Origin of the sequence: Marinobacter sp. CH_CUG1437-1, assembly GCF_037029655.1 — a bacterium.
GTDB classification, from domain to species: domain Bacteria; phylum Pseudomonadota; class Gammaproteobacteria; order Pseudomonadales; family Oleiphilaceae; genus Marinobacter; species Marinobacter salsuginis.
In genome coordinates, this window is sequence record NZ_JAYMEW010000003.1 from 1 (window position 1) to 13128 (window position 13128).

A 13128-nucleotide genomic window follows, 5' to 3' on the forward strand; every position below is an offset into this window, starting at 1 on the left:
GAAAGTTACAAGCTAGACTATGAAAGGTGGGTCAATTTTATTGGCCAAAGGTGGGTCAAAATAAATGGCCATTGACAGATTCGACGGAACGATTACCATTTTGGGCGAGGAAAACACGCTGCCTTACCAGCGTCCCCCGTTGTCCAAAGCCTATTTGACCTCAGATGAGTTGCCCTCGCCAACTCCGATCCGTTCTCCTAATTTCTTTCGGGACAACAAAGTTGAATTTGAACAAGGCGGTAAAGTAATAGCGCTTGAACGATCGGCAAAGCAAGTAGTGATTCAAGGCGGCAGGAAAATTAAATACGACACGCTGATTTTGGCAACAGGAGCGAGGCCACGTCCTATTGATTTACCTGGTGAGAGCGCAAAAAATGTTTTCTATCTCAGGAATCTTGACCACTCCGCCGCATTACGTAATGCCCTGTTAGCCCCGGAATGCGAGAAGGTGGCCATTCTCGGCGCGGGTGTTATCGGGCTTGAAGTCGCCTCCGCTGCCAATCTACAGGGAAAACAAGTCTCTGTGTTTGAGGCCAACAGCCGAGCGATGTGTCGAGTAGCGTCACCATTAACAAGTAATTTTGTCAGAAACCGCATGGCCTCCGCCGGCGTAATGTTCTACTTCAATGCTAGCGTCAACCAGATTCTCACTGAGGGAGACCGAGTTTCCGGTATCCGTTTGTCCGACGGCACTACGAAACCCGCAGACGTCGTTGTTATCGGTATAGGAGCCATCCCCAATGCTGAACTTGCGCAAGACGCAAACCTGGATTGCGACGGTGGTATTATAGTAGACAGCGGCATGCGTAGCTCTGACCCTGACATATTTGCGATCGGAGATTGCGCTAAAGCCGTCAACGTTTCCACCAATACACCCATCCGAATAGAAACTATTCACAATGCCATGCTTCAAGCACAAATTGCGGCGGCTCATATTTGTGGTAAACCGTCTCCGCCTGCCTCTCCTCCTCGTTTTTGGTCAGATCTCAACGGCATGAAAGTCCAGTGTATTGGAATCGCCACTGGATACGACCGAATTCAGCGGCGTCCCACAGAGAGTGACAATGCCTGTGAATTCTGGCTCTTTTCCGGAGACCGGATGATCGCAGCTGAAACGGTCAATCTTCCCACCCGGCAAGCCAAGCTATCTAAAGCTCTCTCCGGGTAAGTGTAAGCGAGATGGGATGCAACTCATTCTCATCTCTGAGATTTCTATGTGTCGAGCCTCGTGACTGAGCATATCCAGCTGCAGGGGGATTCTGGCCCTCCCACAAGCTCTGCTGTAGAGCAGGAGATACAGAATCGCCCAGCCCAGCTGTGATGGCCACAGTGACCAGTCATTCACCCGGGGCTTACCTAACGACCAGGAAAGTGGAGCAATTGCCAAAGCGATTATTCAGATGGGACATAGCCTAGGACTCGATGTACTGGCCGAGGGAATTGAGACCAAAGAGCAAGAAAACCATCTCCGAATCCTTGGCTGTGATGCGGGACAAGGCTATCTATATGCTAAGCCGCTCTCAGTCAAAAGGTGCGAGGAGTACCTACAAGTTACTGACTGGGTTTAATTGGCCCGATGGTGGTCATCGAATCAATTTGGGATCACCGAACGCTTAGTGTGCGCCGGCGTTATCGCACCATCTGAACGTTCGCTTTGCGACCCCTGGGCGCACTCCGGGCTCAGCTAAACAAAAGCGAACGTTCGCAGCATCCCAAATTTCTGGATTTAATTCCCCCGAGTTGCCTAAGAAACGCCCCTGCATTCCCCCCCCCCATTCCAGAGGTGGCGGCCATTGAAGTTTTCTAAGCGGTGACTGCAAAACTCAATCTGGCCATTTGGGATGCAAGCTATCAATGACGTAGTTGTGACTGTGGACACTGGAGTTGAAATCACTTGCGATATGAGGGTGGTCACTTGGAAGATCGTCGTGGTGGTGCGAACGTTCTGACGGATCAACAGATGGCCATAACTTCACGGCAAGGATCAGCCCGCCGAGAGCAAACCCCAGAAGTATCAATAGAGTGATGGTCATTCCCGCAGAAGAGCCCAGCCAACCAGCTAATGGATACGCGATCAGCCATCCGGCATGCGATAAAGAGAACTGGGCAGCGAACAGAGCTGGCCTATCTTCAGCATGCGACGACCGCGTAAGGACCCTGCCTATGGGCGTTTGAACGGTGGAAAAACCAACGCCTAGCCATGCCCAAACGGGTAACAGCCATTCCAGAGAGCCTACCGGCAGCGCAAGAACCAACCCGGCAACCAGAATCCCACCTCCTGTGAGCATGACTTGCCGGTCCTGCCAGCGTTTCAATAAAGCTGGCAACGCCAATGCCGCCAACATGGAACCGCCACCAAACGCGGCAAAAGCCATAGCCGTATGCTGGTCGGTAAGGCCGAATTGTCCCTGCACCAGGACAACCGTATTCACGATCACCATGGCTCCCGCAAGACTGACAACTAGGTTCAGTGACATCACCCCGCGCAGGCGAGGAGTTGCCATGAAAATTCTGAATCCGGCCCGTGCGCGATCATAAACGCCGCGACGTTTTTCTGATTTGGCCCCGGAGGGCAAAGCAACGGACACCACCAGCAAGGCTGATGCGATAAAACCGATTACCGTGCCCGAGAACAATGCCTGCCAGCTGGTGGCAAGCAGAATCAACGCCGCGAGCGCAGGGCTGATGAGGTTTTCCAGATCGTAAGCCAATCGGGAAAGCGACAGCGCCTTGGTGTAATCGTCTTCATTTGGAAGAGTCTCCGGAATCGTAGACTGGAAGGTTGGTGTAAAGGCCGCCGAGGCGGACTGAAGGACCGCGATTAGCACGTACACTTCCCACACTTCGGTGACGAAAGGCAAAGCCAGCGCCGTCGCCGCTCGAATCACATCCAGAGAGACCAGCAGAGCACGACGGGGTATGTTCTCCGCCAGAGCTGATGCCAGGGGGGCTAGCAAGACATAAGCGACCATCTTGATAGCCATGGCGGTGCCGAGCACCTGTCCCGCCTCGTCTCCGGCCAGATCGAATGCCAGCAGACTCAAGGCCACCGTAGCCAGCCCCGTACCCAGCAATGCAACGACCTGGGCCAGAAACAAATGGCGATAGGTTCGGTGCTTCAGAATCTCAAGCATGGCTTCACCAGTGACAGCATAAGAAGCAGAAAGGTTGTGGTAGAAATCTGACTCCAGTAGCATTCCATGCTATCCCCCCAGGGGGGATAGGTCAAAAGTGAGATTTTGCCTACAGGTCTACCAACCATCAGTCTTGCCGGGAACACTGTTATGCACCATGAACGACTCGACCATTGGCAACATAATCACGTGTTTGGTCAGGATCAGAAGCGCTCTGGCGAAACCCGCACACTCATCGTGGTGGGCCTGACACTGGCGATGATGGTCTGGGAAATTCTGGCCGGAATCGTTTATGGCTCCATGGCGTTGCTGGCCGATGGCCTGCATATGGGGTCCCACGCAGTGGCTCTGGGCATTGCGGCCTTCGCCTACGCGTATGCCAGGAAAAACGCGGGCAACGACCGTTTCTCTTTCGGAACAGGAAAGGTCAACGCGCTGGGTGGCTTTACCGGTGCAATCCTGCTGGCTGCCTTTGCGCTCTACATGGTCATCGAGAGCGTGGGGCGTTTTATCCAGCCCGTCGCCATTTCTTTCGATGGGGCTATTTTTGTGGCCATAATTGGCCTGGTGGTCAACGGGGTGTCAGCTTGGATACTGGGGGATGCAGGCCATGATCATGGTCACAGTCACGGCCATGATCACGGTCACCACCATCATCACCATGACCACAACCGCCGGGCCGCTTACCTGCATGTACTTGCGGATGCGCTGACGTCAGTCCTTGCTATTGTTGCTCTTCTGGCGGGTAAATATGCCGGGTGGAACTGGATGGACCCGATGATGGGGATTATCGGTGCGATTCTGGTAACCCGTTGGTCCTGGCATCTGCTGAAAGACACCTCAAAGGTCCTCCTCGACGAGCAACATCAGGACATGGAGGAAGCTGTTAAACAGGCCGTCGAAGACGACGATGCCAAAGTCAGTGATCTGCATGTGTGGGCGATAGGCCCAAACATTCATGCGGCTATTGTCTCAGTGGTCTCGCATCAGCCCGAGTCGCCTACAGTCTATAAGGAGCGCATTCAGGCACACTGCCAGTCCCTGGTTCACGTGACGGTGGAGCCTCTCCGGTGTGATTAACGGGGAGAGCGCAGGTTGAAAAGCAATCAGGTCAGAGATACCGGGCAATTGCCTTGAATTCATCGACACGCCGCTGCTGGTCTGGCTCCAGCGGCCCGATAGCATCGTCGAGGCAATGCTCAATGTGGTCCTGTACTAGCACGCGTTTGGCCTGTTGAATGGCCTTTTCCACGGCGTGAAGTTGCTGGGCCAGTTCCAGGCAGGGTTTTCCCTGATCAATCATGCCAATCACGCTTTCCAGATGGCCGTTAGCCCGCTTAAGACGTTTGATAATGTTCGGGTGAGATTGATGCGTGTGATCATTTACCATGTTTAATTCCTATCCCCCATGGGGGGATGGTATCCTCTGTTTTCGTTGAAATCCAACCACAGACTCGACGCATTAGATTGATGATTTCGGCCATTCACCAGAGAAAACTGCTTCCGACGCTCGTCATGCTCTTGGCATTGGCGGGCCTGTCACTGTCGGTGATTGGCGAGTCATTCTCTCACGGTGTGGCCAACTTGGCAGGCGAGTGGGAATCGCAGTCTGACGGCCATCCAGCCAATCATGGTGCGCATGGACACACCCACGATTTTGACAAAGAGCCAGAGACATCATCAATGCATCATGATGCTGGCAATCATACCCACGAGACCGTGGACCACCTCAGGGTTCCGTTTGTTTCCCAAAGCCTGACCGTTCTCCGGCAGCCCGTACCCTTTGCCGGAGGTTCTCCCCGCAGTTTGCGTTATCGGCTTGAACGCCCTCCAAAAGCCTCCCTTTCCACTTGATTCTTGCCGCTTACGCGGCCCGAGAAAACAAATTCGATTGGAGTCTTTATGTTGTCAAGCTTGCCTGGCCGATGCCGTGGTGTGTCCTCAACGGGCACAGGCAATCGTCTACTCTGGATATTTCTAACTTTGGGCTTGCTGGGTCTGAGTACCGATGTACTCGCTCATGCCGTCGCCCAGGGCGACAAGGGGTACATCCAGGAAATTACCGGGATAAACCTTATTTCGTTCATCTATCTGGGGGCCAAACACATGGTCACCGGATATGACCACCTGCTGTTCCTGCTGGGTGTCATTTTCTTCCTCTACCAGATGAAGCACATCGCGATCTACGTGAGCCTGTTTGCCTTGGGGCATTCCACCACGATGCTGCTGGGGGTTTACTTCAACGTGGGCATCAATAGTTACATCATTGATGCGATTATCGGTCTGTCCATCGTCTACAAGGCACTGGACAACATCGGTGCCTATCAGCGGTGGTTTGGTTTCCAGCCCAACACCAAAGCCGCCACGTTGATTTTCGGGTTCTTCCATGGCTTTGGTCTGTCCACCAAGATCATCGAATACGACATCTCACAGGACGGCCTGATTCCGAACCTCCTCGCCTTCAATGTGGGCGTGGAAATCGGACAATTGATCGCCCTGGCCATGATCCTGATTGTCATCAGCTTCTGGCGAAAAACCGACGGATTTTTCCGCCATGCCTACACCGCCAACGTGGCCATGATGAGTGCAGGTTTTCTGCTCTTTGCCTATCAGCTCACCGGTTACTTCGTCGCCTGATTCTGGAGATTTTTTATGTACAACACCGATATTCCCAACCGTGAAGAACTGCCCAGCACTGCCAAGCTGGTTCGATCAACCATCATTGCGGCAATTGTGGCGTTGGTTCTGCTTGTAACCGTGGTCATGCCCGCCGAGTATGCCCTGGACCCAACCGGCGCAGGTCGCCTTTTGGGCCTGACTGAAATGGGCGAAATCAAGGAGCAGCTCGCCGAAGAGGCTGCTGCTGACGAGGCTGCTCAGATGGTTGCTGTTCAATCCTCAACTGAGCGAGAGGCCCCGGAAGTCAAAGAGCCTGTCGTGGCTGAAGCCGTTGAGGAGCCAGCTCCCTCACCTGAAGCAGAGGTTGCACCTGCCGAGCCAGAACCTGCGCCTGCACCAGAAGTTGTGGAACCGCAGTGGCAGGATGAAGTGCGCGTGGTTCTCACACCGGGAGAAGGCACAGAGTTCAAACTTACTATGGAGGAAGGCGCTACAGCCCGATTCTCCTGGGTATCAGAGGGTGGCCCGATCAACTTCGATACCCATGGTGATGGAAGTGGTCAGTCAATTTCCTACGAAAAAGGCCGGGGCGTGCCTGAAGACGAGGGCGAGTTGGAAGCAGCCTTTACCGGCAATCACGGCTGGTTCTTCAGAAATCGGAACGACAACGACATCACTCTGGTACTGCGTACTGGAGGAGACTACGGTCAGTTGAAGAAAATGTTGTGATTAACCATTAGATAAACGTAGCAACATCCAGCCCCGCGTGCTCACGGGGCTGGATGTCTTTTCAGCAGCTAAATGGTGCTTGGGGACTCATCCGCAGGGTTAACTTCCAAGCTTGTACCGAGCGCCGTGGGAGGCTAGGAATGTGGTCGCAATAAGGTGCGTCTGAATGTTCGCTTTGCGACCAGAAGCACCTAAACAGAAGCGAACATTCGATGCACGTCGATCGCCAGTGTAATGGGTGCATGTCCGGTTGTTCGGGTGAGGCACCACAGGAATACACCAATCGCATGTCCAGATAATTCCTGATTTGATGCACAGACAGGGTGCAGCGACGGAACGCTTTGGAAATGACATGGCCTAGCTCCTGGGTGCTGACCTACGTTCAAGATTGGTATCGAACATTCAGGTATTAAAGGTCATGTTGGTAACGCCTTGCTCTGTCGAGCATAAGGTGCGCAATCCGCTGTCCCAGTTCGAAACCTTCCTGCACAGTCACCAGCTGCGCGCTTGGTTTATCTCGCCCCCAGGCCTCCCCGGCCTGTCGAGAGGCAAAGAAAAGGACATCGCAACAAAACGCACTTCGAATGTCTCCCGATGCGGCCACCGACACTAAAGAGACGACCGCGTCCTCCGGCTCAAGCGAAACCACTCTCTGTGGCGTAATCGTCATGTTGATCGGGTTGTTCGTCTGCGGGCAACGCGATTGCACCTGCGCCCGTTCGCCAATAACGGTTGGAAACATCAAGGCATCCAGTGCACACCAGGTGTAAAGGGGCCGATCGTTGATGACAAATGCATGCGGGGTTTCTCGCAGTGTGATGCCGGAGCCGATCAGCCGTCCCTGGCCGTCGTACTCGATGGTCCCGCAGGGCAGTTTTTCCAGCACCAACTCTGCCTCATCAGTCGTCCAGTTGAGCGACTTCGCGAGCCGCTCAACAGTGACCGGTTGTCCCAGGGCAAGCTCGCGCAACAGCGTCACATGAAGCGCGGCTTCCCTTTCGCCGGTCAGACCCAGCCGTTCCACGATCTCATCCATGTTATACATTGGCGGCACCGTCTTATCCCGCACAGCACGACAATTGCTTCACGTCCTTGGTGAAGGTTTGGGCACAGAGCTTGAGCCCCTCCACCATGGTCAGGTACGGGAACAGCTCATCGGCAATGTCGTTCACGGTCATACGCGCACGCAGCGCCATGACGGCCGTCTGGATCAGCTCACCGGCTTCGCCCGCGACGGACTGGACACCCAGCAATCGTCCGCTGCCACGCTCAGCGACCATCTTGATGAAGCCCCCGGTATCGAAGTTAACCAGGGCCCGGGGCACGTTATCGAGGGTCAGGGTGCGGCTGTCGGTGTCGTATCCCTGAGCCTGGGCCTCCGCCTCGGACAGACCGACGGTGGCCACTTGTGGATCGGTAAAGATCACCTCGGGCATGGCGCTGAGGTCGAGGCTGGCGTCACCGCCGGTCATGTTAATGGCGGCCCGACTACCACCGGCGGCAGCCACGTAGACGAACTGGGGTTGATCGGTGCAGTCCCCGGCTGCATAAATGCCGGACGCGGTCGTTTGCAGGTGGTTGTCGATCCGGATCGCGCCGCGCTCGGTAGCCACGCCGACGGCCTCCAGGTTCAGGTTCTCGGTATTGGGTGTGCGGCCACTGGCCACCAGCAGTTGCTCCGCCTCCAGGGTGCCGGCGTTGGTTTGGAGGGTGAACACCCGGCCATTGTGGGTAATCTCACTGGCCTGGGTCTGCTTGAGCACCTCGATGCCCTCGCGACGGAAGGCCGCTTCCACGGCTTCACCCACCGCCGGGTCTTCCTGAGACAGCACCCGGCTGCGGGCCAGAATGGTGACCCGACTGCCAAGGCGGGCAAAGGCCTGAGCCAGCTCGATGGCCACCACCGAGGCACCAATCACAACGAGGCGCTCGGGAATGTGATCCAGCTCCAGCGCACTGGTGGACGTGAGATAGGGCGTCTCGGATAGCCCCGGAACAGGCGGTTCGGCGGGCCGGGCACCGGTGCCGATAAAGGCCCGGTCGAAGTGCACCGTCTGCTCGCCGCCGTCGTTGAGCGTAACCGTCAGTGTGCGCTCGTCCACGAACCGCGCCTCGCCCTTGAGGACGGTAATCGCGGCATTGTCATTGAGAATGCTCTGGTACTTGGACTCGCGCAGCTCCTCCACCCGGGCCTGTTGCTGAGCCAGAAGGGCTGAACGATCCACCACCGGTGCCTGGGCACTCAGTCCGTCGTCAAACGGGCTTTCCCGGCGAAGGTGGGCGATATGCGCCGACCGGATCATGATTTTGGACGGTACGCAACCAATGTTGACGCAGGTTCCGCCGATGGTGCCGCGCTCAATCAGCGTCACCCGGGCACCGCGCTCCGTCGCTTTCAGGGCCGCAGCCATGGCACTGCCACCGCTGCCAATCACCGCAATGTGCAGGTTGTTGTCACTCATAAACGTTACTCCTTGGTTGAAGGGCTGTCGCAGCAGGCGTCGTGTTTCTTTTTACGCCAGACGGCATAGCAGGTCAGGCCAATAAAAAAGACCAGTGCGGGCAAAAGCACGTAGTCGAGATAGCCGGTGAGGGCTGCCAGGCCTAAGGTTCCCAGCAAAACCACCAGTATTGGGGTAAAGCAGCACAGGGCGACCAGCACCGTGCCGATGACGCTCACCCGCAACAGGGTTTTGGGGTTTGCCATGGTTACTCCTGTTTTGCCTGAGATTGTTTCAGCGTGGACGGATAGCCGGCGTTGGTGGTGGCTTGCGTCAGTGCCTCAACGGTCGTTTTCTCGTCGTCGAAGGTGACCGTCGCATCGCGTTCTTCATAACGAACATCCACAGAGGTCACGCCCTCCACCCGGTTGAGAGCGGCCTTGACGGTGATCGGGCAGGCCGAACAGGTCATGCCAGGGACTGACAGGGTGACGGTTTGTGGTGCTGCCAGGGCCGGCAGGCTAACGAACAGGAATAACGCTGTGGCGATCAGTGATTTTTTCATGGTGCTATGCCTCTCAGTAAAATAGGGGTAAAACATAAGGGAACGCCAGCGCAGTCAGAATGAGCAGCGCGACAATCCAGAAAACAACCTTGTAGGTTGTGCGTACTTGCGGCACCGCGCAAACATCGCCCGGCTGGCAATCCTGTGCAGGCCGGTATATCCGGCGCCAGGCAAACACCATGGCCACCAGTGCCGCACCGATGAACCAGGGCCGATAGGGTTCCAGGGCGGCCAGATTGCCGATCCAGGCGCCTGAAACTCCTAACGCGATTAAAACCAGGGGACCAAGACAGCAGGCGGATGCCAGGACGGCGGCAACGCCCCCTGCGATCAGCGAACCGCGACCGGATTTGGGCTCAGACATTACGTTGGCTCCTTTCATGAGATGGATGACTGAGATAAGGTTACTCCCGTAGTCAGCTACGGAATCAACCCCCTATGTCCAAGAAACCACGTTCAATGACCATTGGCGCCCTGGCCAAGGCCGCCAATATTGGAGTGGAAACCATCCGCTATTACCAGCGCCGGGGACTGGTGGCAGAGCCTGACAAACCCTATGGAAGCATCCGCCATTACGACGATCAGGCGTTGGCGCGTCTTCAGTTCATTCGAACGGCCCAATGGTTGGGCTTCAGCCTGGATGAAATCGGAGGACTGCTAACACTGCAAGACGGCACCCATTGCGATGAAGCACGGGTACTGGGCGGACAGAAGCTCGCCAAGGTGCGTGAGAAAATTTCAAGTCTGCGGCGTATCGAGCGAACGCTGGAGGGGCTGGTGCAGGCATGTTGCACTGAGCAGGGTGACGTGAAGTGCCCGCTCATTACGTCTCTTTATAAGGGCGTAGAGGAAAACACGTCGTGAGCTTATCTACGAGAGCCAACTTCTCTGCCGGGGTCGGTTATGGCAACCAGCAAGGGGGCCGATCCGGTCGGCATCATACGTCGCCGCTTATCCCCGAGCCTACGCCAAATCTAAACGTTCGCTTTGCGACCAGGGCTTACTCTAGACCCAGCTAAACAAAAGCGAACATTAAAGATAGACGAATACGCAACAATCATTGGTATCGCTGGAGGAAGTTTTGCTCTCGTCAATCAGAACGTATATTCAAAAGCGGCTCCAGACCTTGAACTTTCCTGCATGGTTCTTGAGATCTCAGCGAAAACCTTTAAATGAATTGCGGATGCCGTCGACAATGTTTGTTGTCGCCTCGACTACTCCATGGATCTCGGCTTCAGCAGTCAATGCCAATTCTTCAGTAGATCTCTGATTGCGCTGGGCCGGGGTTCGAACCTCATCGGCAATGACGGAAAAGCCTCGGCGCTGCTCGCCAGCGCGGAGTGCTTCGATGGAGGCATTAAGGACAAGAAGGTTTGTCTGCTCGGCTATGATCGGACTCCACCCCATTCAATGACACTCGGTGGAAAGTGCAACGACGTTTATAGCTCCATCATAAGACACATCGTTTGTCCTCAAGGAACCACTTAACGCGTCTGGATAATACACCTCTGAAACTTTGATGGCCCAACGCGCTACTTCAAGAGTTCGAACGAGGCTCTCGCGGGTCTGATTAAAACGCGGCAGGGATTCCGGCACGAGCTGCTAGCGATTTCTTGCTTGCTGGCCAACCGTCGCAACATAAAGTCCTTAACCGTTACTCAATGCAGAACGTGTGTCCCAGACCCGCAGAAAGTCTCGATCAAAAACTCGGCCCTGATGTCCAGGCTGAACCAGCCCCAGAAGTTGCTGTTTAGCGCTCCAGAACCAGTGCAACCACGATGCCGGCCAGTAAATCGCCTCGGATGTTGGAAAGCCAGTCGGCTTTGAGTTTGTTAACCATAGTTGAGTTTCCAGTGCACTCGTCAAAACAGGAAGGGTGTCAGCGGGTTCTCTTTATCAACGAAAAGGCAGGTTACGAACACAACTTGCGGTGACAACGAGAGTAAAACGCGGGAAAACGGGTCGGAATTGCCCACCGACAGCGGGCGCGGAGCTTATCAAACTACAGGTTAAAAGGTAAGGCGCACGAGACAATAGCAGCGGATTAAACACCACTAATCTACATATTCGATTTATATCTCCTTTTTTATTCATTTTACAGATAACAATTTAAGGCATAACGTAATTCCATTAGATAATAAAGGAAAGCGTTATGTACAAAGGTCTTGGGTTATGTGTTCTATTCACCATCGGTGGTTTTTTGCTCACCGCGCTGACAGGCGACCGCGTCAGCCCGCTGGTGTTTGCTCTGGTGCTGGGGGTCATCGTCGGGAATCTTCCCATGCCATGGAAAAGCCAATCCGTTGAGGCCGGACTGAAATTTTCGACCCGCTGGCTGTTGCGCACAGGCATTGTGCTGTTCGGATTTTCCGTCACCATGCAGCAGGTCTTTGCGTTGGGGCCGCGCATTGTGGTTCTGGATCTGTTGGTCATTGTCACTGTTTTGTTTGTTGGCTACCAACTGGGCACCCGCTGGTTCAAGCTGGACCCGGAGACTGCCCTGCTGACCAGTGCGGGAAGCGCCATATGCGGGGCGGCGGCCATTCTGGCAACGGAAGCCACGATTCGGGCGCGGCCTGCCACTACGTCCATGGCAGTGGCAACGGTTGTATTGTTCGGTAGCCTGGCCATGGTGGTGGAGCCCGTGTTGTTTTCGATGATCGGCTGGGATCAGGGCCTGTATGGCATTTACATCGGTGCCACCGTGCACGAGGTCGCTCAAGTGGTTGCGGCCGGCAATGCAATTGGCCCAGAGGCGCTGGCGAACGCGGTTGTCGTCAAGCTGGTACGCGTGATGCTGTTGGTACCGTTCCTGCTGCTGGTGGGCAGATGGTGGCTCAATCGCCACGCAACCAGACAGGATGGCACCCAATCCGTCGGTAAACTGACCGTTCCCTGGTTCGCGTTCGGTTTTGTGGCGGTGGCGCTGTTTAACAGCGTTGTCACGCTGCCGGAAGCCTTGCACGAAAGCCTGACGCTGACGGGCCAGATCGCACTTACCATGGCTATGGCAGCGCTGGGTTATGAAACGCGCATGTCGAAGCTTCGCGCCCTGGGGATCAAGCCTTTTGCTCTGGCACTGATGTTGTTTGTACTGCTGATCGGTGGCGGGCTTGCGGTGACTCCGATGATTGCACTGGCCTGAAATGCTGGACGCAATCGCCCGGGGTGGGTATTACGACGCTCTGTTAAAAAATCGCTCAAGCCGGGTTGTCAGAAACTGAATGGTGTGGCCGCTGTGTCGCCAGAAATGCCAATACAGCGGAACACTCAGGGCCTGATTTTCTGCAATCATGCCGTAACCCACTCCGGCCAGTGCAAACTGGACAAATCCCTGCGAGGACGGGCACAGGTGATAGCGAAAACCGCCGTGATACCCAAAGCTGTCCATGAACCGATGCTGTAACTGGTCGTTTGGGCCGTAAACGATGGCGGGTGCGCGGCTCAGCGAGTCCAGGCTGATACCGTCTGCGAAGAAGTGGTCCCGAAACTCCGGCGAAGGCCCACGTCCTGATCCTCAATCACCAGATCCATCAGCACATCTTCCTGACTGAACCTAATGTAAATGATTCAACAGTTTCTGGCCCGTCGGGGTTGGCCGTTGTAGCCTTTTTCAATGTGATTCGTGGCAGCCTGGTGG

General features: G+C 55.3%; 15 protein-coding genes. 7 read left to right on the forward strand and 8 right to left on the reverse strand.

Annotation, left to right across the window (positions count from 1 at the left end):
• The first annotated feature begins 64 nt into the window (after positions 1-64).
• Together WA411_RS08715 and WA411_RS08720 are read left to right on the forward strand one after the other, a co-directional pair.
• The gene (locus tag WA411_RS08715) at positions 65-1168 is read left to right on the forward strand and encodes an NAD(P)/FAD-dependent oxidoreductase (RefSeq protein ID WP_291906648.1); all 1104 of its coding nucleotides are present in this window, start codon (positions 65-67) and stop codon (positions 1166-1168) included.
• Positions 1169-1301: 133 nt separating this feature from the next.
• Positions 1302-1568, forward strand: a complete 267-nt coding sequence (locus WA411_RS08720) for an EAL domain-containing protein (protein ID WP_081496573.1) — start codon at positions 1302-1304, stop codon at positions 1566-1568.
• A 255-nt stretch (positions 1569-1823) separates the two neighbouring features.
• Here WA411_RS08720 and WA411_RS08725 read toward each other — a convergent pair whose 3' ends face one another.
• Positions 1824-3134, reverse strand: coding sequence for an MFS transporter (locus WA411_RS08725; RefSeq protein WP_153740621.1), 1311 nt, complete (start codon positions 3132-3134; stop codon positions 1824-1826).
• Positions 3135-3284: 150 nt separating this feature from the next.
• Here WA411_RS08725 and dmeF point away from each other — a divergent pair, with 150 nt between their 5' ends.
• On the forward strand, positions 3285-4214 hold the full coding sequence (gene dmeF, locus WA411_RS08730) for a CDF family Co(II)/Ni(II) efflux transporter DmeF (protein ID WP_153740609.1): 930 nt from the start codon (positions 3285-3287) through the stop codon (positions 4212-4214).
• Positions 4215-4245: 31 nt separating this feature from the next.
• Here dmeF and WA411_RS08735 read toward each other — a convergent pair whose 3' ends face one another.
• Positions 4246-4524: a metal-sensing transcriptional repressor gene (locus WA411_RS08735; RefSeq protein ID WP_153740610.1), complete on the reverse strand. Its 279-nt coding sequence runs from the start codon at positions 4522-4524 to the stop codon at positions 4246-4248.
• A gap of 512 nt (positions 4525-5036) precedes the next feature.
• Between WA411_RS08735 and WA411_RS08740 the strand changes: the two genes are divergently transcribed.
• The gene (locus WA411_RS08740; RefSeq protein WP_248237236.1) at positions 5037-5771 is read left to right on the forward strand and encodes a HupE/UreJ family protein; all 735 of its coding nucleotides are present in this window, start codon (positions 5037-5039) and stop codon (positions 5769-5771) included.
• 15 nt (positions 5772-5786) lie between these two features.
• Positions 5787-6482, forward strand: coding sequence for a hypothetical protein (locus WA411_RS08745; RefSeq protein WP_153740613.1), 696 nt, complete (start codon positions 5787-5789; stop codon positions 6480-6482).
• Positions 6483-6891: 409 nt separating this feature from the next.
• On the opposite strand, the gene merB is transcribed toward WA411_RS08745, so the two are convergent.
• The 5 genes from merB to merT are packed head-to-tail and all read right to left on the reverse strand — an operon-like array spanning position 6892 to position 9852.
• Positions 6892-7527 (reverse strand): organomercurial lyase MerB, encoded by a 636-nt coding sequence (gene merB, locus WA411_RS08750; protein ID WP_008175605.1) that lies wholly within the window; start codon positions 7525-7527, stop codon positions 6892-6894.
• Positions 7528-7540: 13 nt separating this feature from the next.
• Positions 7541-8944 (reverse strand): mercury(II) reductase, encoded by a 1404-nt coding sequence (gene merA, locus WA411_RS08755; protein WP_008175602.1) that lies wholly within the window; start codon positions 8942-8944, stop codon positions 7541-7543.
• 5 nt (positions 8945-8949) lie between these two features.
• Entirely contained in the window at positions 8950-9189 is a 240-nt protein-coding gene (merF, locus tag WA411_RS08760; protein WP_008175600.1) for a mercury resistance system transport protein MerF, read from the reverse strand.
• Positions 9190-9191: 2 nt separating this feature from the next.
• A complete protein-coding gene (merP, locus tag WA411_RS08765) occupies positions 9192-9488 on the reverse strand; it encodes a mercury resistance system periplasmic binding protein MerP (RefSeq protein ID WP_008175598.1) in 297 nt (98 codons plus the stop codon).
• A gap of 13 nt (positions 9489-9501) precedes the next feature.
• The gene (gene merT, locus WA411_RS08770; RefSeq protein ID WP_008175596.1) at positions 9502-9852 is read right to left on the reverse strand and encodes a mercuric ion transporter MerT; all 351 of its coding nucleotides are present in this window, start codon (positions 9850-9852) and stop codon (positions 9502-9504) included.
• Positions 9853-9926: 74 nt separating this feature from the next.
• Here merT and WA411_RS08775 point away from each other — a divergent pair, with 74 nt between their 5' ends.
• Positions 9927-10352 (forward strand): MerR family transcriptional regulator, encoded by a 426-nt coding sequence (locus WA411_RS08775; RefSeq protein ID WP_008175593.1) that lies wholly within the window; start codon positions 9927-9929, stop codon positions 10350-10352.
• 291 nt (positions 10353-10643) lie between these two features.
• Here the strand turns inward: WA411_RS08775 and WA411_RS08780 are convergent, their stop codons facing one another.
• On the reverse strand, positions 10644-10895 hold the full coding sequence (locus WA411_RS08780; RefSeq protein ID WP_069184683.1) for a methyl-accepting chemotaxis protein: 252 nt from the start codon (positions 10893-10895) through the stop codon (positions 10644-10646).
• A 745-nt stretch (positions 10896-11640) separates the two neighbouring features.
• Between WA411_RS08780 and WA411_RS08785 the strand changes: the two genes are divergently transcribed.
• A complete protein-coding gene (locus WA411_RS08785) occupies positions 11641-12633 on the forward strand; it encodes a YeiH family protein (protein WP_069184684.1) in 993 nt (330 codons plus the stop codon).
• Positions 12634-13128: the final 495 nt, after the last annotated feature.

Coding starts and splice junctions, on each gene's coding strand:
- WA411_RS08715 (WP_291906648.1), top strand. CDS start 65: ATGGCCATTGACAGATTCGACGGAACGATTACCATTTTGGGCGAGGAA.
- WA411_RS08725 (WP_153740621.1), bottom strand. CDS start 3,134: ATGCTTGAGATTCTGAAGCACCGAACCTATCGCCATTTGTTTCTGGCC.
- dmeF (WP_153740609.1), top strand. CDS start 3,285: ATGCACCATGAACGACTCGACCATTGGCAACATAATCACGTGTTTGGT.
- WA411_RS08735 (WP_153740610.1), bottom strand. CDS start 4,524: ATGGTAAATGATCACACGCATCAATCTCACCCGAACATTATCAAACGT.
- WA411_RS08740 (WP_248237236.1), top strand. CDS start 5,037: ATGTTGTCAAGCTTGCCTGGCCGATGCCGTGGTGTGTCCTCAACGGGC.
- WA411_RS08745 (WP_153740613.1), top strand. CDS start 5,787: ATGTACAACACCGATATTCCCAACCGTGAAGAACTGCCCAGCACTGCC.
- merB (WP_008175605.1), bottom strand. CDS start 7,527: ATGTATAACATGGATGAGATCGTGGAACGGCTGGGTCTGACCGGCGAA.
- merA (WP_008175602.1), bottom strand. CDS start 8,944: ATGAGTGACAACAACCTGCACATTGCGGTGATTGGCAGCGGTGGCAGT.
- merF (WP_008175600.1), bottom strand. CDS start 9,189: ATGGCAAACCCCAAAACCCTGTTGCGGGTGAGCGTCATCGGCACGGTG.
- merP (WP_008175598.1), bottom strand. CDS start 9,488: ATGAAAAAATCACTGATCGCCACAGCGTTATTCCTGTTCGTTAGCCTG.
- merT (WP_008175596.1), bottom strand. CDS start 9,852: ATGTCTGAGCCCAAATCCGGTCGCGGTTCGCTGATCGCAGGGGGCGTT.
- WA411_RS08775 (WP_008175593.1), top strand. CDS start 9,927: ATGTCCAAGAAACCACGTTCAATGACCATTGGCGCCCTGGCCAAGGCC.
- WA411_RS08780 (WP_069184683.1), bottom strand. CDS start 10,895: ATGGGGTGGAGTCCGATCATAGCCGAGCAGACAAACCTTCTTGTCCTT.
- WA411_RS08785 (WP_069184684.1), top strand. CDS start 11,641: ATGTACAAAGGTCTTGGGTTATGTGTTCTATTCACCATCGGTGGTTTT.